The sequence below is a fragment of the Amycolatopsis alkalitolerans genome (assembly GCF_006152065.1).
GTDB lineage: Bacteria > Actinomycetota > Actinomycetes > Mycobacteriales > Pseudonocardiaceae > Amycolatopsis_E > Amycolatopsis_E alkalitolerans.
This window is the reverse complement of the sequence record NZ_VDFW01000011.1, coordinates 94945-118760: the sequence shown is the minus strand read 5'-3', so window position 1 is coordinate 118760 and position 23816 is coordinate 94945. Positions and strand designations below refer to the sequence as shown.

Annotated in this window: 22 protein-coding genes; 7 read left to right on the top strand and 15 right to left on the bottom strand. The window is 71.3% G+C overall.

The window, feature by feature from the left end; all coding sequences use genetic code 11:
• Positions 1-2: 2 nt before the first annotated feature.
• From hisG to metH, 4 genes are read right to left on the bottom strand one after another with little or no spacing between them, the layout of a single operon-like run.
• A complete protein-coding gene (gene hisG, locus FG385_RS15165) occupies positions 3-845 on the bottom strand; it encodes an ATP phosphoribosyltransferase (RefSeq protein ID WP_139097359.1) in 843 nt (280 codons plus the stop codon).
• Between the two features lie 12 nt (positions 846-857).
• Complete coding sequence (locus FG385_RS15160) at positions 858-1121, bottom strand: phosphoribosyl-ATP diphosphatase (protein WP_139097358.1); 264 nt, start codon at positions 1119-1121, stop codon at positions 858-860.
• Between the two features lie 36 nt (positions 1122-1157).
• Complete coding sequence (locus FG385_RS15155) at positions 1158-1829, bottom strand: HAD family hydrolase (protein WP_139097357.1); 672 nt, start codon at positions 1827-1829, stop codon at positions 1158-1160.
• Positions 1826-5326, bottom strand: a complete 3501-nt coding sequence (gene metH, locus FG385_RS15150; protein WP_139097356.1) for a methionine synthase — start codon at positions 5324-5326, stop codon at positions 1826-1828. Before metH ends, FG385_RS15155 begins: the two co-directional genes overlap by 4 nt.
• 51 nt (positions 5327-5377) lie before the next feature.
• On the opposite strand from metH, the gene FG385_RS15145 reads away from it, so the two are divergent.
• Positions 5378-6292, top strand: a complete 915-nt coding sequence (locus FG385_RS15145; protein ID WP_407645497.1) for a PAC2 family protein — start codon at positions 5378-5380, stop codon at positions 6290-6292.
• Positions 6289-7431: an MFS transporter gene (locus FG385_RS15140; protein ID WP_139097355.1), complete on the top strand. Its 1143-nt coding sequence runs from the start codon at positions 6289-6291 to the stop codon at positions 7429-7431. The genes FG385_RS15145 and FG385_RS15140 overlap by 4 nt, the downstream gene beginning before the upstream one ends.
• Here FG385_RS15140 and FG385_RS15135 read toward each other — a convergent pair.
• From FG385_RS15135 to FG385_RS15125, 3 genes are read right to left on the bottom strand one after another with little or no spacing between them, the layout of a single operon-like run.
• Entirely contained in the window at positions 7371-8195 is an 825-nt protein-coding gene (locus FG385_RS15135) for a metallophosphoesterase family protein (protein WP_139097354.1), read from the bottom strand. The two genes, FG385_RS15140 and FG385_RS15135, sit on opposite strands and share 61 nt — an antisense overlap.
• On the bottom strand, positions 8159-9370 hold the full coding sequence (locus FG385_RS15130) for an MFS transporter (protein ID WP_139097353.1): 1212 nt from the start codon (positions 9368-9370) through the stop codon (positions 8159-8161). Before FG385_RS15130 ends, FG385_RS15135 begins: the two co-directional genes overlap by 37 nt.
• Positions 9367-9942 carry an ArsR/SmtB family transcription factor gene (locus tag FG385_RS15125; protein WP_139097352.1) on the bottom strand — a complete coding sequence of 192 codons (576 nt, stop codon included), beginning with the start codon at positions 9940-9942 and terminating at the stop codon, positions 9367-9369. Before FG385_RS15125 ends, FG385_RS15130 begins: the two co-directional genes overlap by 4 nt.
• A gap of 193 nt (positions 9943-10135) precedes the next feature.
• On the opposite strand from FG385_RS15125, the gene FG385_RS15120 reads away from it, so the two are divergent.
• On the top strand, positions 10136-11710 hold the full coding sequence (locus tag FG385_RS15120) for an ABC-F family ATP-binding cassette domain-containing protein (RefSeq protein WP_139097351.1): 1575 nt from the start codon (positions 10136-10138) through the stop codon (positions 11708-11710).
• Between the two features lie 17 nt (positions 11711-11727).
• On the opposite strand, the gene mshC is transcribed toward FG385_RS15120, so the two are convergent.
• The 3 genes from mshC to FG385_RS15105 are packed head-to-tail and all read right to left on the bottom strand — an operon-like array spanning position 11728 to position 14387.
• The gene (gene mshC, locus FG385_RS15115) at positions 11728-12966 is read right to left on the bottom strand and encodes a cysteine--1-D-myo-inosityl 2-amino-2-deoxy-alpha-D-glucopyranoside ligase (protein WP_139097350.1); all 1239 of its coding nucleotides are present in this window, start codon (positions 12964-12966) and stop codon (positions 11728-11730) included.
• Between the two features lie 58 nt (positions 12967-13024).
• Positions 13025-13741 carry a GH25 family lysozyme gene (locus FG385_RS15110; RefSeq protein WP_235022585.1) on the bottom strand — a complete coding sequence of 239 codons (717 nt, stop codon included), beginning with the start codon at positions 13739-13741 and terminating at the stop codon, positions 13025-13027.
• Positions 13742-13790: 49 nt separating this feature from the next.
• On the bottom strand, positions 13791-14387 hold the full coding sequence (locus tag FG385_RS15105; RefSeq protein WP_139097349.1) for a TetR/AcrR family transcriptional regulator: 597 nt from the start codon (positions 14385-14387) through the stop codon (positions 13791-13793).
• Positions 14388-14464: 77 nt separating this feature from the next.
• On the opposite strand from FG385_RS15105, the gene FG385_RS15100 reads away from it, so the two are divergent.
• Positions 14465-15784, top strand: a complete 1320-nt coding sequence (locus tag FG385_RS15100) for a cytochrome P450 (protein WP_139097348.1) — start codon at positions 14465-14467, stop codon at positions 15782-15784.
• Positions 15785-15885: 101 nt separating this feature from the next.
• Here FG385_RS15100 and FG385_RS15095 read toward each other — a convergent pair whose 3' ends face one another.
• Both FG385_RS15095 and FG385_RS15090 read right to left on the bottom strand, forming a co-directional pair.
• Positions 15886-17844 (bottom strand): vWA domain-containing protein, encoded by a 1959-nt coding sequence (locus tag FG385_RS15095; protein WP_139097347.1) that lies wholly within the window; start codon positions 17842-17844, stop codon positions 15886-15888.
• Positions 17841-19238, bottom strand: a complete 1398-nt coding sequence (locus tag FG385_RS15090) for a sigma 54-interacting transcriptional regulator (RefSeq protein WP_139097346.1) — start codon at positions 19236-19238, stop codon at positions 17841-17843. Before FG385_RS15090 ends, FG385_RS15095 begins: the two co-directional genes overlap by 4 nt.
• A 79-nt stretch (positions 19239-19317) precedes the next feature.
• Between FG385_RS15090 and FG385_RS15085 the strand changes: the two genes are divergently transcribed.
• Positions 19318-20115 carry a hypothetical protein gene (locus tag FG385_RS15085; RefSeq protein ID WP_200834469.1) on the top strand — a complete coding sequence of 266 codons (798 nt, stop codon included), beginning with the start codon at positions 19318-19320 and terminating at the stop codon, positions 20113-20115.
• Here the strand turns inward: FG385_RS15085 and FG385_RS15080 are convergent.
• The 3 genes from FG385_RS15080 to fabG all read right to left on the bottom strand — a co-directional run bounded on the left by FG385_RS15080 (position 20087) and on the right by fabG (position 22694).
• A complete protein-coding gene (locus FG385_RS15080) occupies positions 20087-21109 on the bottom strand; it encodes a ferrochelatase (protein WP_139097345.1) in 1023 nt (340 codons plus the stop codon). The two genes, FG385_RS15085 and FG385_RS15080, sit on opposite strands and share 29 nt — an antisense overlap.
• Before the next feature lie 86 nt (positions 21110-21195).
• Entirely contained in the window at positions 21196-21963 is a 768-nt protein-coding gene (gene fabI, locus FG385_RS15075) for an enoyl-ACP reductase FabI (RefSeq protein ID WP_139097344.1), read from the bottom strand.
• 26 nt (positions 21964-21989) lie between these two features.
• Entirely contained in the window at positions 21990-22694 is a 705-nt protein-coding gene (gene fabG, locus FG385_RS15070) for a beta-ketoacyl-ACP reductase (protein WP_139097343.1), read from the bottom strand.
• A gap of 94 nt (positions 22695-22788) precedes the next feature.
• Between fabG and FG385_RS15065 the strand changes: the two genes are divergently transcribed.
• Positions 22789-23208 (top strand): acyl-CoA thioesterase, encoded by a 420-nt coding sequence (locus FG385_RS15065; RefSeq protein WP_200834468.1) that lies wholly within the window; start codon positions 22789-22791, stop codon positions 23206-23208.
• A gap of 135 nt (positions 23209-23343) precedes the next feature.
• Positions 23344-23802, top strand: coding sequence for a tRNA (cytidine(34)-2'-O)-methyltransferase (locus tag FG385_RS15060; protein ID WP_139097342.1), 459 nt, complete (start codon positions 23344-23346; stop codon positions 23800-23802).
• Positions 23803-23816 lie beyond the last annotated feature (14 nt).

Genomic DNA, 23816 nt, shown 5'->3' with positions numbered 1-23816 from the left:
CGTCACAGGCGGCAGGAGCGGATGTCGGAGGCCAGCACCGCCTTGGCGCCGGCCTCGGCCAGTTCGTCCATGACGCGGTTGACCTCCTTGCGCGGCACCATCGCCCGGACCGCGACCCAGCCGTCGTCGGCGAGCGGCGCGACCGTCGGCGACTCCACGCCCGGCGTGATGGCGACCGCCTTCTCCAGCAGCGTCCGCGGGCAGTCGTAGTCGAGCATCATGTACTGCTGCGCGAACACCACGCCCTGCAGCCGCGCGGTGAGCTGCGACTTCGCCTTCGACGCCGGCGCCCCGGCGCGCTGCACGAGTACCGCCTCGGACACGCAGATCGGGTCGCCGAACGCCACCAGGCTGTGCTGGCGGAGCGAGCGCCCGGTCTCCACGACGTCGGCGATCGCGTCGGCCACCCCGAGCTGCACGGAGATCTCCACGGCGCCGTCGAGCCGGATCACCTCGGCCTCGACCCCGTGCCCCGCCAGGTCCGCACGCACCAGGTTCGGGAAGGACGTGGCCACGCGCTTGCCGGCGAGGTCGGCCGGCTTCCAGTCCTGACCGGCGGGGGCGGCGTACCGGAACGTGGACGCGCCGAAGCCGAGCGCGAGGGTTTCCTCGACCTGCGCGCCCGAGTCGATCGCGAGATCGCGGCCGGTGATGCCGAGATCCAGTTCGCCGCTGCCGACGTAGATCGGGATGTCCTTGGGGCGCAGGAAGAAGAACTCGACCTCGTTGGCATGGTCGAGCACGGTCAGGTCGCGGTCATGGCGGCGGCGGTAGCCCGCCTCGCCGAGCATCTCCGACGCCGGCTCCGCCAGCGCGCCCTTGTTCGGTACCGCGACCCGCAGCATGACCTTCACTCCTCACAAATAGCGGTAGACGTCCTCGGTACTCAGCCCGCGGCCGAGCATCAGTACCTGCACGCGGTAGAGCAGCTGGGAGATCTCCTCCGCGAGCCGATCGTCCGATTCGTGCTCCGCCGCGATCCAGACCTCACCGGCCTCTTCGAGCACCTTCTTGCCCTGTGCGTGCACGCCGGCGTCGAGTGCGGTGACGGTGCCGGACCCGGCGGGCCGGGTCCGCGCGCGCTCGGTCAGCTCGGCGAACAGCTCATCGAAGGTCTTCACGGTCTGTAGATCCTTCCATCCGGTCGCGCGCGGGGGTCACGCGGTGTGGAAGATCGCGGCAAGCGCCTCGGCGTCGATCCCCACGAGGGAGTCGCGGAACACCCGCCGCTCCCCCGGCGCGACCGGCACGTCGTTCGGGACGACGAGCACGACGCAGCCGGCGGCCTCGGCGGACTCGGCGCCGGGCACGGAGTCCTCGACGGCGACGCAGCACGCCGGGTCCAGCCCCAGCAGCCGGGCGGCCCGCCGGTACGGCTCGGGATGGGGTTTGTTCAGCCCGTCCACCTCGTCGCCGCACACCGTGACGTCGAAGAACTCGCGGCCGATCGTGTTGAGCGCGAGTTCGGTGAGCGAACGTTCGGTGGAGGTGACCAGCGCCGAGGGCAGCCCTTCGGCACGGACGGCGGCCAGCGCCTCGCGGGCGCCGGGCCGCCACGGCAGGGCGTCGTCGAACAGCCGCGCCGTGCGCTCGCGGATCCACACGCCGGTGGATTCGGTCTTCGCCGCGGTGACCTCGTGCCCGGTGACCTCGAGCAGGTAAGCGGCGGTGGCGTCCATGTTCGAGCCGACCAGGGTCATCCGCTGCCGCTCGCTGAGTCGGCCGCCGAGCCACTCCGCCGCCTCGTAGAGCGCGACGTCCCACAGCTTCTCCGAGTCGACCAGGGTGCCGTCCATATCCCACAGCACGCCGTCCACGGTGCTCCTCATGCGTTGAAGTACTTGGCTTCGGGGTGGTGGCAGACGATGGCGTCGGTCGACTGCTCGGGATGGAGCTGGAACTCTTCGGACAGTTTGACGCCGATGCGCCCGGGCTCGAGGAGTTCGATGATCTTGGTGCGATCCTCGAGGTCCGGGCAGGCGCCGTAGCCGAGGGAGAAGCGGGCACCGCGATAGGCGAGCTTGAAGTAGTCCTCGATCCGCTCGGGGTCGGCGTCGCTGATCACGAGTTCTTCGCGGATCCGCCGGTGCCAGTACTCGGCCAGCGCCTCCGTCAGCTGCACGGACAGCCCGTGCACTTCGAGGTAGTCCCGGTAGGCGTTCGCCGCGAACAGATCGTTCGCGTAGTCCGCGATCGGCTGGCCCATCGTCACCAGGGTGAGCGGCAGCACATCGGTCTCGCCGGACTCGCGGGGCCGGAAGAAGTCGGCGAGGCACAGGTGGCGGTCGCGTTTCTGGCGGGGGAAGGTGAACCGGCACCGCTCGGCACCGTCCTCGGTGAGCACCACCAGGTCATCGCCCTCGGCGACGGCGGGAAAGTAGCCGTAGACGAGCGCGGCGTGGGCGAGGATCCCGTCGGTGGCGAGCCGATCGAGCCAGTACCGCAGCCGCGGGCGGCCCTCGGTCTCGACCAGTTCCTCGTAGCTGGGGCCGGTGCCGCCCTTGGCGCCGCGCAGCCCCCACTGGCCGAGGAAGGTGGCGCGTTCGTCGAGGTAGGTGGCGTAGTCCGCGACCGGGATGCCCTTGACGACCCGGGTGCCCCAGAACGGAGGCGACGGCACCGGCACGTCCGTGGCCACATCCGACCGGGCGGGCATCTCGACGGGTTCGGCGGCGGCCTTACGGGCTTCGGCGATCCGCAGGGAACGCTCCCGCCGGGCCTTGCGCTCGGCGCGCTTCGCCTCCGCCTCCGGGTCGGCGGCGGGGGCTTCACCGCGGCGGATCGCCATCAGCCGGTCCATCAGGTGCAGGCCCTCGAACGCGTCCCGGGCGTAGTGCACGTCGCCGTGATACAACTCGGCGAGGTCGTTCTCCACGTACGAGCGGGTCAGCGCGGCGCCGCCGAGCAGCACGGGCCAGCGGTCCGCCACGCCGCGCGAGTTCATCTCCTCCAGGTTCTCCTTCATGATCACCGTGGATTTGACCAGCAGCCCGGACATCCCGATCGCGTCCGCCCGCTTCTCCGCCGCGGCGTCGAGGATCGTGGTGACCGGCTGCTTGATGCCCAGGTTGACGACCTCGTAGCCGTTGTTCGACAGGATGATGTCGACCAGGTTCTTGCCGATGTCGTGCACGTCGCCCTTGACCGTGGCCAGCACGATCCGGCCCTTGCCGCCGGAATCGTCCTTTTCCATCTGCGGTTCCAGGTACGCCACGGCCGCCTTCATGACCTCGGCGGACTGCAGCACGAAGGGCAACTGCATCTGCCCCGACCCGAACAGCTCACCGACGGTCTTCATCCCCGACAGCAGTGTGTCGTTGATGATGTCCAGCGGAGGCTTCTCGGTCGTCGCCGCGTCCAGATCCGCCTCGAGCCCGGTGCGTTCCCCGTCCACGATCCGGCGCTCCAGCCGCTCGAACAGCGGCAGCCTCGCCAGTTCCTCCGCGCGGGACGCCTTCGACGAAGCGGCCGAGACGCCCTCGAACAGGGCCATCAACCGCTGCAGCGGGTCGTAGCCCTCGCGGCGCCGGTCATAGACCAGATCCAGCGCGACTTCCCGCTGCTCCTCGGGAATCCGCGCCATCGGCAGGATCTTCGACGCGTGCACGATCGCCGTGGTCAGCCCGGCCTGCACCGCCTCGTGCAGGAACACCGAGTTCAGCACCTGGCGGGCGGCGGCGTTGAGTCCGAAGGAGACGTTCGATACCCCGAGAGTGGTCTGGACCTCCGGATAGCGTCGCTTGAGCTCCCGGATCGCGTCGATCGTTTCCAGCGCGTCGCGGCGGGTCTCCTCCTGACCGGTGGAGACCGGGAAGGTCAGGCAGTCCACGATGATGTCGGAGACCCGCATCCCCCAGTTCGCGGTGAGGTCCTCGATCAGGCGCGTGGCGACCCGCACCTTCCACTCCGCGGTGCGGGCCTGCCCGTCCTCGTCGATGCACAGCGCGACCACCGACGCGCCGTGCTCGCGCGCCAGGCTCATCACGCGCTGGAAGCGCGAGTCCGGCCCGTCGCCGTCCTCGTAGTTGACCGAGTTGATCGCGCACCGGCCGCCGAGGCGTTCCAGACCGGCCTTGAGCACCGCGGGCTCGGTCGAGTCCAGCATGATCGGCAACGTCGACGCGGTCGCCAGCCGGCCGGCGAGTTCGCCCATGTCCACCGTGCCGTCCCGGCCGACGTAGTCCACGCACAGGTCGAGCAGGTGGGCGCCGTCGCGAGTCTGCTCCCGGGCGATCTCCACGCAGTCTTCGTAGCGGCCCTCGAGCATCGCTTCGCGGAACTTCTTCGACCCGTTCGCGTTGGTGCGCTCCCCCACCATCAGCACGGACGCGTCCTGCGCGAACGGCACCGCCTGGTACAGCGAGGACACCCCGGGCTCCGGATGCGGCTCCCGTTCCCGCCGTTCGGCGCCGCGCACGGCCTCCGCGAGTTGCCGGATGTGCTCCCCGGTGGTGCCGCAGCACCCGCCGACCAGACCGACGCCGAACTCCCGCACGAAGCCGCTCAGCGCCTCGGCGAGCCCTTCCGGGGACAGCGGGTACACCGCGCCGTCCGGGCCCAGTTCGGGCAGTCCCGCGTTCGGCATCACCGACAGCGGCACCCGGGCCGACTTCGACAACGTGCGCAGATGCTCGCTCATCTGCTCGGGGCCGGTCGCGCAGTTCAGCCCGATCAGGTCGATCCCCAGCGGTTCCAGCGCGGCGAGCGCGGCACCGACCTCGGTGCCCAGCAGCATCGTCCCGGTCGTCTCCACCGTGATGGACGCGATCACCGGCACCCGGCGGCCCTCGGCCGCCATCGCGCGGTGCGCGGCCACGATCGACGCCTTCGTCTGCAGGATGTCCTGGGTGGTCTCGACGAGCACCGCGTCCACCCCGCCCGCCAGCAGCCCCCGCACCTGCTCGACGTACGCGTCCCTCAACGTCTCGTACGGAGCGTGCCCGAGCGTCGGCAGCTTCGTGCCCGGGCCCACCGAGCCCAGGACGAACCGCTCCCCGAACTCGTCGGCCGTCTCCCGCGCCAGCCGGGCACCCGCCTCGGCCAGTTCGGTGATCCGGTCCGCGATCCCGTACTCGCCGAGATTCGCCCAGTTCGCCCCGAACGTGTTCGTCTCGATCGCGTCCGCGCCCGCCTCCAGGTAGCCGCGGTGGATGCCGCGAACCACGTCCGGCCGGGTCACGTTCAGGATCTCGTTGCAGCCCTCCAGGCCGGCGAAGTCGTCCAGCGACAGATCGTGCGCCTGCAGGGCGGTGCCCATCGCGCCGTCGGCGACCACGACACGGCGGGCGAGGATGTCCAGCAGTGGCGACGTCAGGCGATCCGGCATGTCGTCCAGGCTACGGTCTCACGCAGGGAGCACGGGTCGTAGGCTGGTCGGGTGAGTGACCCAGCCGACGCCCAGCAGCACCCAGCCGCCAGCCCCGAAGCCTCCGGCGACGCGACCCGCCCGGTCATGGTCGTCGCCTTCGAGGGCTGGAACGACGCAGGTGACGCAGCCAGTATGGCGGTCGAGCACCTGCAACTGAGCTGGGACGCGAAACCCCTCGCCGAAGTCAGCCCGGACGACTACTACGACTTCCAGGTGAGCCGCCCGACCGTCCGCATGGTGGACGGGGTGACCCGGCGGGTCGAGTGGCCGACCACCCGCCTGTCCATCTGCCGGCCGCCGGGCTACGACCACGACGTCGTGCTCGTACAGGGCCCGGAGCCGAACATGCGCTGGCGCAAGTTCTGCGAAGAGCTCCTCGAACACATCATGCAACTCGACGTGTCGACCGTGGTGACTCTCGGCGCGCTGCTGGCCGACACCCCGCACACCCGCCCGGTCCCGGTGACCGGCACGGCCTACGACGCCGAGGCCGCCCAGCGGTTCGGCCTCGAGCGCAGCCGCTACCAGGGACCCACCGGCATCACGGGCGTCCTGCAGGACTTCTGCGTGCAGGCCGGGATCCCGGCGGTCTCGATCTGGGCGGCGGTCCCGCATTACGTCTCCCAACCACCGTCGCCGAAGGCGAGCCTGGCGTTGCTGCACAAGCTCGAGGACGTCCTCGACGTCGAGGTGCCACTCGGCGCCCTGCCCGAGCAGGCCGAGGAGTGGCAGCGCACGGTGACGGAGATGGCCGAGGAGGACGAGGAGATCTCCGACTACGTCCGCACGCTGGAGGAGCGCGGGGACGCCGAGGTCGAGATGTCGGTCGACGAGTCCAGCGGGGACAAGATCGCGGCCGAGTTCGAGCGCTACCTGCGGCGCCGCCGGCCGGGTCAGGAGGGTCCGGGGCCGGGTCCCCGGTGAGATCCGCCGCCGCACTGTACGTCGGCGGTCTGCTCGGCCCGTTCGGCGCTGGTGTGGTGGCCTCGATGCTGCCGGAGCTCGGCACGACGTTCGGCATTTCGCAGAGCACCGCCGCGACTTCGCTGACCGCGTACCTGGTGCCGTTCGCACTGTTCATGCTCGTGTCCGGCACGCTCGGCGAACGCTGGGGCCCGATGCGCACGCTCCGTGCCGCGTACGCGGGGTACGCCGTGGTCGCGGTGCTCGCCGTGATCGCGCCGTGGTTCTGGCTGTTCCAGGCCAGCCGCGGGCTGCAGGGGGTGGCGAACGCGTTCACCACGCCGCTGCTGCTCACGAAGCTCGCGTCGGTCACGCCGAACGAGCGGCTCGGCCGCACGCTCGGGCTCTACGGCGCGGTGCAGTCCATCGGCCAGACCTCCGCCCCGCTGATCGGCGGCCTGGCCGCGGAAGGCTCGTGGCGCTGGGCGTTCGCCGGGCTGGCGGCGGTCGCCACCGCACTGACGGCGAGCCCGCTGCCGCCCGACGAGCACGTCCCGGACCGGCCGCCACGGCTGCGCGACGCGTGGCGGCCGGTCGTGATGTGGTCCGGGTTCGTGATGTTCCTCGCCTGGGCGTGCCTCGCCGGGCTGCCGTTCCTCGTCGCGTTCCGGGTGGACGACGCGTTCTCCCTCGGGCCGGGCGAGCGCGGCCTGGTGCTGACCGCGTTCGGGATCGCCGGATTCGTCGCGGCGCGACTGGCCGGTACGGTCTCCGACCGGTACGGACCACGCCTCGCGATCACCCTGGGGTTGCTGCTCGGCGCGGTCGCCGTGGGCGCGATCGGCGTCGTGGGCACACTCCCGCTGGTCGTCGTGGCGTGGGCAGCCGGGGGTGTCTGCGGGCAACTGATCCTGGTCGGCATCAACGCGCTCGTGCTCGGCAACGGCGGCGGTGGCGGCGCGATCTCGGTCGTGACGGCGCTCCGGTTCCTCGGGATGTCCGTGTCACCGGCGGCGTTCACCGCGCTGTACCACCACAGCGCGGCGCTGGGCTTCCTGGTGCCCGGCGCCCTGCTCGCGGTGACCACTTCCCTGCTGGCTCACAGGATCTTCCGCAGCGGCACCGGCCCGCGGGCGCGCTTGCGCCATTCACGCGGGTAGCCGAGCGAGACCTCCTCGAACCGCACGCCGTCCGCGTGGGTCGTGCGCGGGATGTGCAGGTGCCCGAACACCGCGACCTCCGCGCGGTACCGCAGATGCCAGTCGGCGGTCCGCGTGGTGCCGCACCACATCGCGAACTCAGGCCAGTACAGGGGCGCGGTCGGGTGGCGGTGCAGCGGCCAGTGCGAAAGCAGGACGGTGCCGTGTTCCCCGGGGATCGCGGCGAGGCGCGCCTCGGTGATCTTGAGCCGCTCGGCGCACCAGTCCTGACGCGACGGGTACGGGTCGGGGTGCAGGAAGAACTCGTCGGTGCACACGACCCCGGCCTCGCGCGCCTGCTCCAGCGCGTGCTCGAGGGGGATGTCCTCGGCCTCGCGGGTGCGCCAGCTGTAGTCGTAGAGCAGGAACATCGGCGCGATCGTCAGCGGGCGCCCGGCGTGCTCCCACACCGGGTACTCGTCCTCCGGGGTCAGGACGCCGATCTCGCGGCAGCGCCCGACCAGATGCCGGTAGCGCTCCTCACCACGCAGCGCCAGGTCGTCGCGCCCGGTGGTCCACAGGTCGTGGTTACCCGGCACCCACACCACCTCGGCGAACCGTTCTCGCAGCGTGCTCAGGGTCTCGACGATCGACTCGATCCGTTCGGCGACGTCGCCCGCCACCAGGAGCCAGTCCTCACCGGACTCAGGGCGGACGTGGTCGAGCAGCGGCTCGTTGCCGCGGTGGGTCACGTGGAGGTCGCTGGTGGCGTAGAGGCTGGGCACGGTTCAACCGTAGCCAGGCGCCGCCGCAGCCCGGCCAGCGTGACCAGACCGGCGGCCACATACAGGGCCGATTGGGCGTCCAGCAGGCTCGTCAGCCCGATGCGCCCCACGAGCGCACCGGCCGCGAGCATGCCGAGCGCCTGGAAGGCGGCCATGCCCGCGAAGAACGTGCTCGACACGCGGCCCAGCCGGTCCGGCCCGGTTTCCTGCTGCACCACCGAGAACAGGCCTGCCCCGGTCACCGCACCGGGCGCGCCGACGGCGCTGAACAGTCCGATGTAGACGCCGAGCGCGCCCGTGACGACCGGCCCGTTCCAGATGACCAGCGACACGAGACCCAGCACGACCGCGCCCCAGCCGAGCAGGTGCGCGGGCAGGACCCGGCGCGCGACGGTGGCCACCGCGAACCCGGCGGCGAACCCGCCGATCGCCTGCACCCCGCGCAGCAGCCCAACCTCGGCCTCACCGCCGCCGAGCGGACCGGTCACGAACACCACGAACAGCACCAGGAACATGCCCTGCGCCACGGACATCAACGCCGCCGTCAACGCGGTCACCCGCAGCACCGGGCTGTGGCCGAAACCGCCGAACCACCCGTGGTTCGCCCGCTCCCCGCGCGTCACCGCGGTGAAGCGCGGCGCCAGCAGGAGGCCCGCGAGTGTGAGCATCGCCAGGTAGCAGCCGACGACCCAGCCAAGTCCCGCGAAGCCGAGCACCACGCCGCCGAGTGAGCTGCCGGCGAACCGGGCGACGCTGCTGTTCATGCCCATCAGGCCGTTCGCCGCGGTGACCAGGTCGGTGCCGACGAGTGCGGGCACGAGCGCGTTGCGTGCCGGTTCGAACAGTGACGCCAGCGCGGACTGGGCGATCATCACCAGGTAGATCAGCGGCCCGCGGGCGGCCAGCAGCGGGAGCGCGACGGCGGCCTGCGCGAAGCACACCGCGCACAGCAGCAGGCGGCGGTCGCAGCGGTCGGCCACGTGCCCGGCGACCGGGCTGAGCAGCACGATCGGCAGGACACCGGCGATCATGGTGAGCGCGGTCGAGCCGGCCGAGCCGGTGGCCTGGTAGATGAACACCGGTACCGCGACCTGCAGCATCCACTCGGCTGTCTCGGCGAACAGGCCCGCGACCCACAGGCGCGCGAAGGCCCTGTCCCGCAGCGGGCTTGTCACGCGCTCGGTCTCCCGTCGGCCTCGATACGCAGGAAGGCGCGCCAGCTCGCGTGCACCGGTTCGGCCTCCGGCGGCGCGTCTGCCCGGATGGGCGCGACATACGGCCGGACCAGGGCGTCGATGGCGGCGTTCAGCTCTTCCAGCTCTTCCGGTGTGATCCGCAGGGCGTAGGTGTTCACGGCGGCTGCCTGCCGCCACTCCGGTTCGATGTCGTCGGCGGTGTCGAGGTAGCGCTGCGCGAGGACCTCGTCTTCCCGCAGCCAGGTTCCGGCCAGTGCCTTGCGTTCATGGGACTCGCCGGGCTCGCCGAAGTCGAGGCCCACGGGCATCGCGCGCCACGGGTGCTCCCGCCCGTCGGTCGCCTCGACGCGTTCGACCAGGCCCCACTGCGCGAGCTGGCGCAGATGCCAGCTGCAGTTGGACGCCGAGGAATCCACCGCCGTCGCGCACTCACTCGCGGTGCGCGGGCCGGCGGCCATCAGGTAACTCAGCAGCGACGCGCGCAATGGGTGCGCGAGCGCTCGCATCAGCTCCGCGTCCTTGATCCGCCTCCGTGGCGGCAGCTGGGCCATGGTCTCCCCAATCTGAAAGAACTCTTTCGAAAGAATTCTTTCAGAGTTGCAGACGCGGCCGGTCCGGTCAAGCCGCCGAAAAACCGGTTGCGTGCCGCGATAGCCTGGCCAGGCGATGAAGAACTGACGTCCTGCCCTCCCCGCGCCCGAGGCACCGCCCGGCGGGGTTCCTGCGTTCTCCCGGGATGTCTTCATGCGCGCACTTGATCTCGTCTTCTCCTACCGCGACCGCGTCGTCTTCGACGGGCTGTCGTTCACCGCGAGCCCCGGCCGCCGGATAGGGCTCGTCGGCGAGAACGGCGCCGGGAAAACCACCTTGCTGCGCCTGCTCGCCGGGCTCGAAGAACCCCTGGCCGGCACCGTCGAGCCCGGCCAGGACGTCGGGTTCCTCCTCCAGGAGCTGCCGTTCCCCGGCGACGCGACCGTTTCCGACGTGCTGGACGACGCGCTGGCCGAGATCCGGGCCGCCGCCGCGCGGCTCGACGACCTCGCCGCCCGCATGGCCGAGGACCCGGCGGCGATGACCGAGTACGGGCAGGTGCTGGAGTGGGCCCAGGCGCATGACCTGTGGGACGCCGACCGCCGTGCGGAGCTCGTCCGCGCCGGTCTCGGCCTCGGGAAGATCGGGCTGGACCGGCGCCTGGACACCCTGTCCGGCGGCGAGCGCTCGCGGCTCGGGCTCGCCGCGCTGCTCGTCCGGCAACCGGAAACGCTCCTGCTCGACGAACCCACCAACCATCTCGACGACGCCGGCATGGAGTTCCTGGAGCGGCACCTGTCGTCGCTGAGCGGGATCGTGGTGCTGTCCTCACACGATCGCGTGTTCCTCGACGCGGTGTGCACCGACATCGTCGACCTCGACCCGGCGCTGGGCGGACCCACCCGCTACGGCGGCGCGTACTCGGCGTACCTGGTGCAGAAGCGCGCGGAGCGGGCGCGGTGGGAACAGCGCTACGCCGAGGAGCAGGAGGAACTCCAGCAGCTTCGCGAAGTGGTCACGGCGACCGCGCGGAATGTCGCGCACAACCGTGGCCCCAGGGACAACGACAAGTTCATCTACAGCTTCAAAGGCGCCCGCGTGCAGAAGCAGGTTGCCCGGCGCGTGCGCAACGCCCAGCAGCGCCTCGACGAGCTGAGCCGCACCCAGGTCCGCAAACCGCCCGCTCCGCTGCGTTTCGCCGCCACACTGACCCGGCGGCCGGGCGCCGGTGAGCTCGCCCTGTCACTGCGGGACGTGCACGTGCCCGGCAGGCTCCACATCGGACACCTCGACGTCCCGGAAACCGCGCGGTTGCTGGTCACCGGCGGGAACGGCGCCGGGAAGTCCACTTTGCTCACCGTGCTCGCGGGCGGGCTGGCCCCGGCGGCCGGCGCCGTGCACCGGCGGCGCGGGATTCGCGTCGGGCTGCTCGAACAGGACGTCGTCCTGCCCGACCCGGCACGCACACCCCGGCAGCTCTACGCGGCCGCGGATCCCGCCGTGCCGCTGGATCAGCTGGGCCTGCTCCAGCCTCGCGACCTCGACCGCCCGGCGGGGGCATTGTCGGTCGGGCAACGGCGCCGGCTGGCGCTGGCGATCCTCGTCGCCCGCCCGCCGGACGTGCTGCTGCTCGACGAACCGACGAACCACATCTCGCTCACCCTGGCCGAAGAACTGTTCGCCGCCCTCGACACCGCCCCCGGCGCGGTCGTCGTCGCCTCCCACGACCGCTGGCTCCGCCGCTCCTGGCAAGGCTCGCGCCTCCACCTCACCCCCGCCCCCGCCTGACCATCTCGGGGGCGGTGTTAGAGGGCCACGCCTAGAAGGGCGTCGACGGCGGTGCGGACGGCGGCGGGGGCTTCGGACTCCGTTCCCTTGTGCTGGAAGGCTTCCGCGACCCACGCGTCCACGGCCGCGAGCGCACCCGGGGTGTCGAGGTCGTCCGCGAGGTGGTCCCGCAGCCGCGCCACCGTGCCGTCCGCCGCCGGACCCGCGGGCAGCGCGAACGCCGCCCGCCAGCGCAGCAGCCGGTCTTGGGCCTCGGTCAGCAGCGCGTCGGTCCACGCGCGGTCGCTCCGGTAGTGCGCGGCGAACAGGGCGAGCCGGATCGCGCCGGTGTCGACCCCGTCGGCGCGCAGTCGCGAGACGAACACCAGGTTCCCGCGCGATTTCGACATCTTCTCGCCGTGCAGGCCGATCATGCCCGCGTGCACGTAATGCCGCGCGAACGGATGCGTGCCCGCGAGCGCTTCGGCATGCGCGGCGCTGTACTCGTGGTGCGGGAAGATCAGGTCCGAACCACCGCCCTGCACGTCGAAGGCCATACCGAGCCGGTTCACCGCGATCGCGCTGCACTCGATATGCCACCCGGGGCGCCCGGCCCCCAGTTCCGAATCCCACGACGGCTCGCCCGGCCGCGCGCAGCGCCACAGCAACGCGTCGAGCGGGTGCCGCTTACCGGGCCGGTCCGGGTCGCCGCCGCGTTCGGCGAAGAAGCGCGACATGGTCGGCCCGTCGTAGTTCGACTCGTAGCCGAAACGCCCGGTCGCGGCATGATCGAAGTAGATGTCCGGATATTCCGGATCTTCGGCCCGGTAGGCGGCGCCGTCGGCGAGCAGCTTGGCGATCACCTCGACGATCTCGGGAATGCTCTCGACCGCGCCGACGAACTCGCGCGGCGGCAGCACGCGCAGCGCCTCCATGTCCTCGCGGAACAGCGCCGTTTCGCGCAGGCCCAGCACGACCCAGTCGTCGTGGTCGCGCTCGGCGCGCTCCAGCAGCGGCTCGTCGATGTCGGTCACGTTCTGCACGTAGTGGATCTCGTGCCCGTTGTCCTGCCACACCCGGTTGACCAGGTCGAACGCCAGGTACGTCGCGGCATGCCCGAGGTGTGTGGCGTCGTACGGGGTGATGCCGCACACGTACATCCGCGCGGTGGTGCCCGGTGCGGTCGGGCGAACCTGCCCGGTCGAGGTGTCGAACAGCCGCAGCGGGCGCGGCGTGCCCGGAACACGGGGCAGGGAAACCGAAGACCAAGTGCGCATACCCTCCACCCTAAGCCGCGTCTGGACGTGACCTCCCGGTTGGTGGGACGCGCGATACTCAGCCGCCAGTCGTGAGCCCCCGCAACTGGCCGAGATCACCGAAGTACGAGTCCTGGTTGCCCGGCAGCGGACCGTTCACCGCGGACTGCCAGAACCCGGCACGCCAGCCGCCCGGCAGTTCGCCCATCTCGCTGTTGTAGCGCGCCAGCCAGAGCACATGGTCGCCCGCGAACGCGGTGCTGTTGCCCGTGCACGCCTTCCACCAGCGCGTCGAGGTGTAGATGATCGGATTGTGCCCGGTCAGCCGCGCGAGGGTGGTGCTGAAGTCCTGGATCCACGCCACCATCGCCTGCGGCGGCATGTCGTAGCACGGCGGCGCGCCCGGAGTGTCCTCCATGTCCAGCGCGGGCGGCAGGCTCATCCCGTCGGAGAACCACTTGCCGTCGTGGTCGTGCAGGTAGACCGCTTGCTCCGCGCCGCTCGACTTGTCCGGCCGGGCGTAGTGGTACGAACCACGGATGAGCCCGGCGGCCTTCACCGCGCGGAACTGGTTCAGGTAGTCCGGGTTGACGTAGGCGACGCCGGCGGTGTCCTTGACGAACGCGAACACGGCGCCGTGCGCCTTCGCCGCCGCGAGGTCCGGCACGCCCTGGGAAGCGCTGATGTCGAAGCCCGCGAGCGGCGCGGGGTCCGCCTGTGCCGCCCACGGCACCGCCAGCGTCGCGCCGATCGCGACCGCGACCAGCGCCGCAACCCGCTTCAAGATCAAGGCCACGGCCCGAACGCTAGATCACGATCGCCCGAACGGCCGCTTGACGGACCGATCATCGACCGATCGGGTGAGGAAACGACGCCGACCACATCGCGGCCAAACCCTCGGTGAGCTCCTCCGACGTCGGTGCTCCGTCCGGGTCGAGCAGCCATTGGACCGAAAGCCCGTCGCAGATCGCGATCACGAAGCTGGCCACCGCCTGGCAGCGGCGGTCGGCCGGATCGACCCCGTCGCCGAGCGACTCCGCCACGAGCCCCGCCACCTTCCCCCGGCAGCGCCGGTACTGCTCGGCGAACTGCTCCCGCAGCGACACCGTGCGCTCAGCCTGCGCGAGAGCCTCTACATAGGACAGCAGGAGGTCGCGCGTCGAGGGCAGGCTGTCCAGCATCGCCGCCCACGCCCGCCGACCGCGTTCGACGGGGGTCGCGGCCGGGTCGGCCATCGCGATCGCGGCCAGCTGGTCGGTCCACTGCTCGAAGACCTCCCCGATCGCCGCGTTGAGCAGCCCGGCTTTCGAACCGAAGTGGTAGCCGATCGAGTGCAGGTTCGTGCCCGAGGCGGCGACCAGGTCGCGCGTGGTGATGTGCGCGTAGCCCTTCTCCTCCAGCAGCCGCCTCGCCGCCGTGAGCAGTTGTTCGCGATGACCCACAACAGCAGGTTATCTCTGGACATGGTCACTTACACGCGCGTATAACTGGGCCGTAGACCGCACGAGGGAGGTCCGGCATGACGAGCACGCTGTCCCGCGTCCCCACGACTTCGCTGCCGCCGGGCCCGAAACTGCCGCCACTGGTGCAGACCCTGCTGTTCGCGAACTTCCGCCACCGCCTGCTGCCGGTGTTACGCCGCCGCTACGGCGATGTGTTCACGCTGCGGCTCTACCCCAACCGTCAGGCGATCCAGCTCGCCGATCTCGAGCACATCAAGACCGTGTTCAGCGGTCCGGTCACGACCTTCCACGCCGGCGAGGGCAACGTCATCCTCAAGCCCATCATGGGCGAGCATTCGGTGCTGCTCACCGACAAGGACGTCCACCGTCGGGCGCGGAAGCTGCTGATGCCCGCCTTCCACGGGGCCGCGCTGCGCGGCTACCGCGACATGATCACCGAGCTGGCCGAGCGGGAGGTCTCCCGCTGGCCGTCCGGGCAGGTCTTCCGCTCGCACGGACGGATGCAGGAGCTCGCGCTGGAGATCATCCTGCGCGTCGTGTTCGGCGTCGCCGAGGGGCCGCGGCTCGACCAGCTGCGCCGGCTGCTGACCAACGCGGTCGACATCGGTGTGCTCGATCTCTTCGGCTTCCACAACGAGAAGCTGCGGCGCTTCGGCCCGTGGAAGCGGTCGAAAGAGCGGCAGGACCGGGTGGACGACCTGGTGTACGCCGAGATCGCCGAGCGGCGGGCGGCGCCGGATCTGGCCGAGCGCACCGACGTGCTGTCCCGGCTGCTGACCGTGCCCGCCGACGACGACCGGCTCTCCGACGCCGAGCTGCGCGACCAGCTGATCACGCTGCTGCTGGCCGGTCACGAGACCACCGCGACGTCGCTGGCCTGGGCGTTCCATGAGCTCTCCCGCGATCCGGTCCGGCTCGAGGCCGCGCTGACGGCGGCGGACGAGGGCGACGAGAAGTACCTCGAAGCCGTGGCGAAGGAAGCGATGCGGCTGCACCCGGTGATCTCCGAGGTGGCGCGCAGGCTCACCGAGGACGTCGAGATCGGCGGCTACCGGCTCCCGGCCGGGGTCACCGTGATGCCGTCGATCGCGATGGTGCACGCCGACGCCGGGCACCATCCGGAGCCGGACGCGTTCCGGCCCGAGCGGTTCCTCACCGACGGTGGCCCGGCGGCGGGCAGCTGGTTCCCGTTCGGCGGCGGGGTGCGGCGCTGCCTCGGCGCGGGATTCTCCTTGCTGGAGGCGACTATCGTGCTGCAGGCGGTGCTGTCGCGCTATCGCCTGTCCCCCGACCGGACCCGCCCCGAGGGCTCGCGCCCGCGGCACATCACCATGGTTCCCGCCCGCGGCGCCCGGATCTCGGTGACGGCGCGTTAGCGCGCGTGTTTGCTCTCGGCGACGGTGATTTTGCCGCGCGGGCGGCCAACACGCCGACGTGGGCGGCCAACACGCCCGCGCAGGCGGCAAACACGCCGGACTCAGCGGCGGCGGGTGCGGAGGTAGTCGCCGACCACTGCCGCGCCTAGGCCGTCCAGGTCCGGGGCGACGACTCGGCCGCCGGAGCGGCGGGCCAGCAGATCGACGAACTCCTCCAGCCGCGGGTCGTCGCCGAGGCGGAACACCGTGACCGACGCGCCCAGCTTCGCCAGTCTGTCCACTTCGGACACCGTCTTGTACAGCGTCTGCGGCTGGGGCGGGTAGTCGAACACCGCCTCGCCGTCCGGTTCCAGGTGCGCGGTCGGCTCGCCGTCGGTGACCATCAGCACCACCGGCTGCGCGTCGGGATGCCGCCGCAGGTGCCGGCCCGCGAGCAGCAGCGCGTGATGCGCGTTCGTGCCCTGCTCCCACGCGCCTTCGAGGCCTACCAGCTCCGCCAGCTCCACCGGGGCGGCGTAGCGGCCGAACGTGATCAGCTGTAGCGCGTCGTTGCGGAACCGCGTCGAGATCAGCTGGTGCAGCGCGAGCGCCGTGCGCTTCATCGGCAGCCACCGGCCTTCGGTGATCATCGACCACGACGTGTCCACCAGCAGCGCCACCGCGGCGCGCGACCGGTGCTCGGTCTCCACGACCTCCACATCGGACACGTCAAGCCTTACTGCGCCGCGCCCACCCACGGAAGCCGTGCGCAGCACCGCGTTGCGCACCGTCCGCGAGGTGTCCCACGGCTGCATGTCGCCGAACTGCCACGGCCTGCTCGCCCCCGTCGGCTCACCCGCCGCGCCTGCCGACTCCTGCTCGCGCTGCCCGGTCTTACCGCGCAGCCCGTTCACCACGTCCGCGAGCACCGTCTCGCCGAGCCGTCGCAAAGCCTTGGGAGACAACCGAAGCGACCCGTCCGGCGCCCGTTCGAACAGCCCCTGGCGGCGCAGTTCCCGTTCCAGCTCCGACAACCGGCGCGCGTCCACACCCGCGTCCTTGCCCAGCTGCTGTTCCAGCGCCTCCATGTCGATGTCTTCCAGGCGCGCGCCCGGATAGGACTGCCCGAGCTGCTCGGCGAGGGCGTCGAGCTCCGCGAGCTCCTGCATCGCCTGCGCGCCTTCGCCCATGCCCAGCGGGTTGCGGCCGCGCATCCGCGCCGAGGACGTCCAGTCCTCCCCCGGCCGCAGCGACCGCAACTGAGCATCCAAATTGGACAGCTGTTGGGCGATACGCGGGCCACCGAAGGCTTGCTGCGCGAGGCTCATCAGCTCATCCCGCTGCTCCTCGCTCATCGAGTTCATCATCCGCTGCGCGGCGGCCGCGCGGGCGGCGAGCGCGTCGATCAGCTCCTCGACGGTCTGCGGGTTCTCCGGGAAGAACTCGCCGTGGCGCCGCATGAACTCCTCGAACCGGTCCTGGATGTCGTCGGTGCCGCGCGCGTAGGCGTCCAGCAGCGCGTTGAGGTCCGACAGCATCTGGTTGACCCGCTCGACGTCCTCGGGGCTGGTGTTCTGCAACGCCTCCTTCATGCCCTCGAACCGCGATTCGAGCATCTCGCGGCCCAGCAGATCCTGGATCTTCTCGTAGTTCTCCCGCGCCTGCTCCGACCGCCACTGGTAGTCCGCCAGCTCGCGCACGGCGGCGGCGGTGCCGGGCGGCAGCGCGTCCAGCTCGGCCTCCTGCAGGCGCGCGTCGTCGGACGGGTCGGGGAACAGCGCGCTGCGCTCCTCCTGCAGTGCCTCGTCCAGCAGCCGCCGGATCTCCCGCAGCGTGCCGTCGAGGTTGTTGCGGCGCTGGATTTCCGAACGCCGCTGCCAGACCCGCCGCGTGAGCTCGTCCAGCCCGGTGGTGTCCCGGGTGCCGCGCCGCAGCAGCTCTTCGAGCGCCGAGCGCGGCGACGAGCCGCCCATCACGTCCTGCCCGATCTCGTCCAGCGCGTCACGCAGGTCGATCGGCGGCGCGAGCGGGTCCGGCCCCTCGTGCCATGGGCCGTACGAGTAGCTCTCGGGGGTGGTCACGGCCCGTACACCGACGTCGCGTCGTCGGAGTCCTTCGCCAGCTGACGCGCCAGGTACAGCGACTCCAGCGCGAGCTCGACCGCCGCCGCGATCCGGCCCGGGGAATCGCTGGCGGACACGCCCGCCCGCGCGGCGACCTCGTGCAGGACCGGCAGTTCCGGCAGCGCGGCGAGCACGTCGGCACCCGGGACCTTCTCGCCGGTGGCGACGAGATGCCCGTCCGCGACGGCCTCCACGAGCGGCCGCAGGTTCAGCCCGCCGAACCGGTCCCGCGCGGTCTCCGCGATCGCGCGGCGCAGCAGGTGCACGAGCTGCTCGTGCTCGCGGCCCTCCTCGCCGGGCTCGAACTCGACCTTGCCGCGCAGCACCGCCGGCACCGCATCGAGGTCGACCGGGCGCGCCACCGCGGGCTGCTCGCCCGTCAGTGCCGAACGCCGCAACGCGGCGGCCGCGACGGTTTCGGCTGCCGCCACGGCGAACCGGGCCGACACGCCCGAGCGTTGGTCGATCACGCTCGACTCGCGCAGGTTCCGGACAAAGCGGGCGAGCACCTCCAAAAGCGGCTCACCGACCTCGGCCACCAGATGCGACTCCTGGCGCACCACGTCGACCTCGGCGGCCACGTCCAGCGGGTAGTGCGTGCGGATCTCCGCGCCGAAGCGGTCCTTGAGCGGGGTGATGATCCGGCCGCGGTTGGTGTAGTCCTCGGGGTTCGCGGTGGCGACCATGAGCACGTCCAGCGGCAGGCGCAGCGTGTAACCGCGGACCTGGATGTCGCGCTCCTCCATCACGTTCAGCAGCGCGACCTGGATGCGCTCCGCGAGGTCGGGCAGCTCGTTGATCGCCACGATCCCGCGGTGCGCCCTCGGCACGAGTCCGAAGTGGATGGTCTCGGGATCGCCGAGGCTGCGGCCCTCGGCGACCTTCACCGGGTCCACGTCGCCGATCAGGTCGCCGACGCTCGTATCCGGGGTGGCCAGCTTCTCGGTGTAGCGCTCGCCTCGGTGCAGCCAGGTGACCGGCAGTTCGTCACCGAGCTCGGCGGCGCGCCGGATCGACGCCGGGGTGATCGGGTCCAGCGGATGTTCGGCCAGCTCGCTGCCCTCGATCACCGGCGTCCACTCGTCGAGCAGGCCGGCGAGCGTGCGCAGCAACCGGGTCTTGCCCTGGCCGCGCTCGCCGAGCAGCACGACGTCGTGACCGGCCAGCAGCGCGCGCTCGAACTGCGGCAGGACCGTCCGGTCGAACCCGACGATGCCCGGCCACGGGTTCCGGCCGGCACGCAGGGCGGCGAGCAGGTTGTCGTGGATTTCGGTCTTGATCCCGCGCGGGAGGTAACCGGCCGCGCGCAGGTGTCCCGCGGTGCGGGGCAGGTGTTCGGGTACGGGGTTCACCCCTACGAAGCTAACCCCGCGCGGCCGGATCGTCGATGTGGAGCAGCTCCAGCACGGGACGCGGGTATTCTGGATAGCCGTGTGCTGTCCCAGTGCGACCCTGACCGTGTGGACCTCGGCGTGGCTTTCCGGTGCCGCCGCGCCGGACGACGTGCTCGACGCCCTGCTCGCCTGGGGCGAGGCGCATGAGGTCGTCGCCGGTGACGCGGAAGCCGCGGTCGGGCTGGACCTTCCCCTCGCCGGTGACTTCCCCGCGACGCCCGTGCAACTGCTGGCGGCACTGCGTGCGCGCGGCGCCGCCGAGACGAGGCTCGTGCTGCCGGTGCCCGGGGACGTGCGCGGGCTCGGTGGCGGTGGCTCGTTCACCGATGCGGCGCTGCGCGCGGGCGAGGCGATGTTGTTGCCGGCGCTGCGTTTCGGCCTGGTTCCGCAGACCATCGCCGAGGGGCTGGTGCGCTGGTCGGCGTACAAAGTGGACACTTCGGTCACGCCCGAGTACGTGGGGCTGGCCGAGGCCGAGCACGGCCTGACCGACACGATCCGCGACTCGGCGGGTGCATTGCAGGCGCTGGACGTCGCGAAGGACCGCCCTGGTGTGCGGGCGGAGCTGTCCGCGTGGCTGCGGGCCCGGCCGCGCCCGGATTGGCCGGCGGGGACGCCGGGCCGGGCCTTGCGGGTGCTGCAACGCGCCGAGGAGGTCGGCGCGATCCTGGCCGTCGCGGAAATCGACGAGCCGGGCGGCGCGCTGTCCGCCTCGGCCGCCGTCCTGCGCGCGGACGCCTTGCGCCCGCTGGGAAACGCGGTCCGGATGGCCCGCTACGCCGCGGTGAACGAGGCTGTGCGCCAGTTCAGCGAGCAGGCTGACAACATCCAGTAGCGCAGGGCGCGCCGTTGACGGTGCAGCCCGCCGCCGGGAAATCCGAGAGCTTGCGCGCTCGGGCGCCCGCGATGTGCTCGCGCACCAGTTCCACGACCAGTTCCGCGAACCGCGGGTCCGCGTTCGGCGTCGCCGCGCGGGCGAAGCCCATGCCGTGTTCCGCGGCACGCCCGGCGGCCTCGTTGTCCAGGTCCCAGATCACCTCGAGGTGGTCGGAGACGAACCCGACCGGGCACGCCACGACCGCCTTGACGCCCTGGGCGTGCAACGCGTCGATATGGTCCACGATGTCCGGCTCCAGCCAGGGAATCCGCGCGGGGCCGGAGCGGGACTGCCACACCACGTCGTACTCGGTGACCCCCGCGTCGGCCGCGACCAGGCGTGCCGCCTCGGCGATCTGCCGCGAATAGCGCCGGCCGCCTTCGCCGGGTGGGCCCGATGCCTGGTCGGCGCTTTCGGGTACCGAGTGCGCGGTGAAGACCGTGCGGGCGTTTGCGAGGCCGTCGTGGGCGGTGCGCAACGCGTCGGCGAAGGCGGAGACGAACAGCGGGTGGTCGAAGAACTGGCGCAGTTTCGTCAGCTCCGGCGCGTTCTCTCCGACTGCGGCGCGGACGCGCTCGATGTCCTCGTCGTACTGGCGGCAGGCGGAGTAGCCGCCGTACGCGCTCGTCGGGAACACCAGCGCGCGGCGGACCCCGTCGGCGGCCATCCGCGCGACGGCGTCCTCGGCCAGGGGCTGCCAGTTGCGGTTGCCGAAGTAGACGGGCAGGTCGATGCCCTGCGCGGCGAGTTCCTTCTCGACCGCGGCGATGGCCTCGCGGTTGAGCCGGTTGATCGGCGAGACCCCGCCGAAATGCTGGTAGTGCACGGCGACCTCGGCGAGCCGCTCCGGCGGCACGCCCCGCCCGCGCGTCACGTTCTCCAGGAACGGCATGACCTCGTCCGGCCCCTCAGGCCCGCCGAAGGACAGCCACAACAACGCTTGATAGCCCACTGCCCCATCCTCGCCCACCCTCATTGGAATGCCGTGAGGGACCCCCTCACGGCACATATAGGCATGAGGGGGTCCCTCACGGCATGTCACATGCCGAGGGCGTGTACGCCGCCGTCGACCCAGATCATCGAGCCCGTGGTGGCGGGCAGCCAGTCCGAGAGGACCGCGCAGATCGACTTCGCCACCGCCGTCGGATCCTCGGCCTGCCAGCCCAGCGGCGCGCGGTCGCCCCAGCCGCCTTCGAGCTCGCCGAACCCGGGGATCGACTTCGCGGCCATCGTCTTGAGCGGGCCCGCCGACACGAGGTTCACCCGGATCCCGTGCGGCCCCAGCTCGCGCGCGAGGTACCGGTTCACCGACTCGAGCGCCGCCTTCGCCACGCCCATCCAGTTGTAGGCGGGCCACGCGACGCGCGCGTCGAAGTCGAGGCCCACCACCGAGGCGCCCGGCGCCAGCAGCGGCAGCACCGCGGTCGCGAGGGATTTGAACGAGAACGCCGAAACCTGCACCGCGACCGACACGTCCTCCTTCGGCGCGTCGAGGAACGGCGCGCCGAGGCAGGTCTGCGGCGCGAACGCGATCGCGTGCAGCACCCCGTCGAGGCCGTCGACGTGCTCGCGCACGCGGTCCGCGAGCGTGTCCAGGTGCCCGGGGTTCTGCACGTCCAGTTCGACCACCGGGGCCGGCTCGGGCAGCCGCTTGGCGATGCGCTCGACGAGCGACATCCGGCCGAAACCGGTCAGCACCACCTTCGCGCCCTGCTCCTGGGCGACCTTGGCGGCGTGGAACGCGATGGAGGCGTCGGTGATCACCCCGGTGATCAGCAGCCGCTTACCTTCGAGCAGTCCGGGCAAGACGAGTCCTTTCTACCGTGGGAAAACTAGTGGCCCATGCCGAGGCCGCCGTCGACGGGCAGCACGGCCCCGTTGACGTACGCGGCTTCGTCGGAGGCCAGGTACCGCACCGCCGCGGCGATCTCCGCCGCCTCGCCGTAGCGGCCGGCGGGGATCTGGGCGAGCGCGGCCGCGCGCTGGTCCTCGGTCAGCACGTCGGTCAGATCGGTGACGACGAAGCCGGGCGCGACCACGTTCGCGGTGATGTTGCGCGAGCCCAGTTCCCGCGTGAGCGACCGCGCGACGCCGACGAGCCCCGCCTTGCTGGCCGCGTAGTTGACCTGGCCCGCACCGCCGGAAAGGCCGACGACGGACGAGATGAAGATGAACCGGCCCCACTTCGCGCGCAGCATGCCGCGCGAGGCACGCTTCGCGACCCGGTAAGCGCCGGTGAGGTTCGCGTCGATGACGCTGGTGAACTGCTCCTCGCTCATCCGCATGAGCAGCGTGTCGTCGGTGATGCCGGCGTTGGAGACGAGCACCTCGACCGGGCCCTGGTGCTCCTCGACCTCTTTGAACGCGGCGTCGATCTGCCCGGAGTCGGTGACGTCGGCCCGCACGCCGAACAGCCCGTCCGGCGCGCCGGACCCCCGGTGCGTCACGGCCACCTTGTGCCCCTGCGCGGCCAGGTCCCGCGCGATCGCCAGACCGATGCCCCGGTTACCGCCCGTGACCAGTACCGACCGTCCCACCTGTACTCCTCGCTCATTCGCGCCTGTGCCGGGCCTGAGGTTATCCGCCGTGGTGCGCGCCCTCCGCACCCGCCACCACTACCCTCCGGTAGGCATGATGAGGACACCGATCGTGCGGATGCCGCTGCGCGTGCGCTATCACGAATGCGATCCGCAGGGCATCGTGTTCAACGCCAACTACCTGGCCTACTTCGACATGGCATCGTTCGAGTTCTTCGACGAGATCTTCGGCTCCTACGACTACCTGCTCGCGCGCAAGGTGGACGCCGTGGTCGCCGAGGCGAACCTGCGCTACCACGCGCCAGGCCACCCCGGCGACCGGCTGGTCGTCGAGGTCACCCTGGACCATCTGGGCACGACGTCGTTCATCCTCGGGTTCACGGTGGTGCGCGGCGATCAGACGCTGACCACCGGCACGAACCGCTACGTCTTCGTCGGCACCGAGACCCTCACGAAGGCGGCTCCGCCGGACGACGTCCGCGAGAAACTCGCGGCCCGCCTTCCGCCCGCCTGAACGCCTGTTCGAGGGGCGCGGCCGCGGGAGGTCCTCCAGCGGTGGGATGATGGGCCTCTCGGGAGGCGCAAAGGTGAAAATGCCCGGCTTGCCACCGATGGCCGAACTTCCGGCGAAGGGAATACGATCTTCAGGATGTTCCGGATAGTCTTCTACCGGCCGGAGATTCCGCCCAACACGGGCAACGCGATCCGGCTGTCCGCGAACACCGGGGTCGAGCTGCATCTGGTGGAGCCGCTGGGATTCGCCTTCGAGGACAAGCATCTGCGGCGCGCCGGGCTCGATTATCACGATCTCGCGCACGTGCGGGTGCATCCCGACCTGGCCGCCGCGTGGGTCGCGCTGCTGCCGGCGAACGTATACGCGTTCAGCGCCCGCGGTGAGCACCGCTACACCGATGTCGCCTACCAGCCCGGAGACGTGCTGCTGTTCGGCCCGGAGTCGGTGGGCCTGCCCGAGGACGTGCTGGACGCACCGCAGATCACCAAACGCGTGCGGCTGCCCATGCGACCGGGTTCACGGTCACTGAACCTCGCGAACACGGCCTCGATCGCGATCTACGAGGCCTGGCGCCAGCACGATTTCCGGTTGTGACAGCCGCGCGAAGC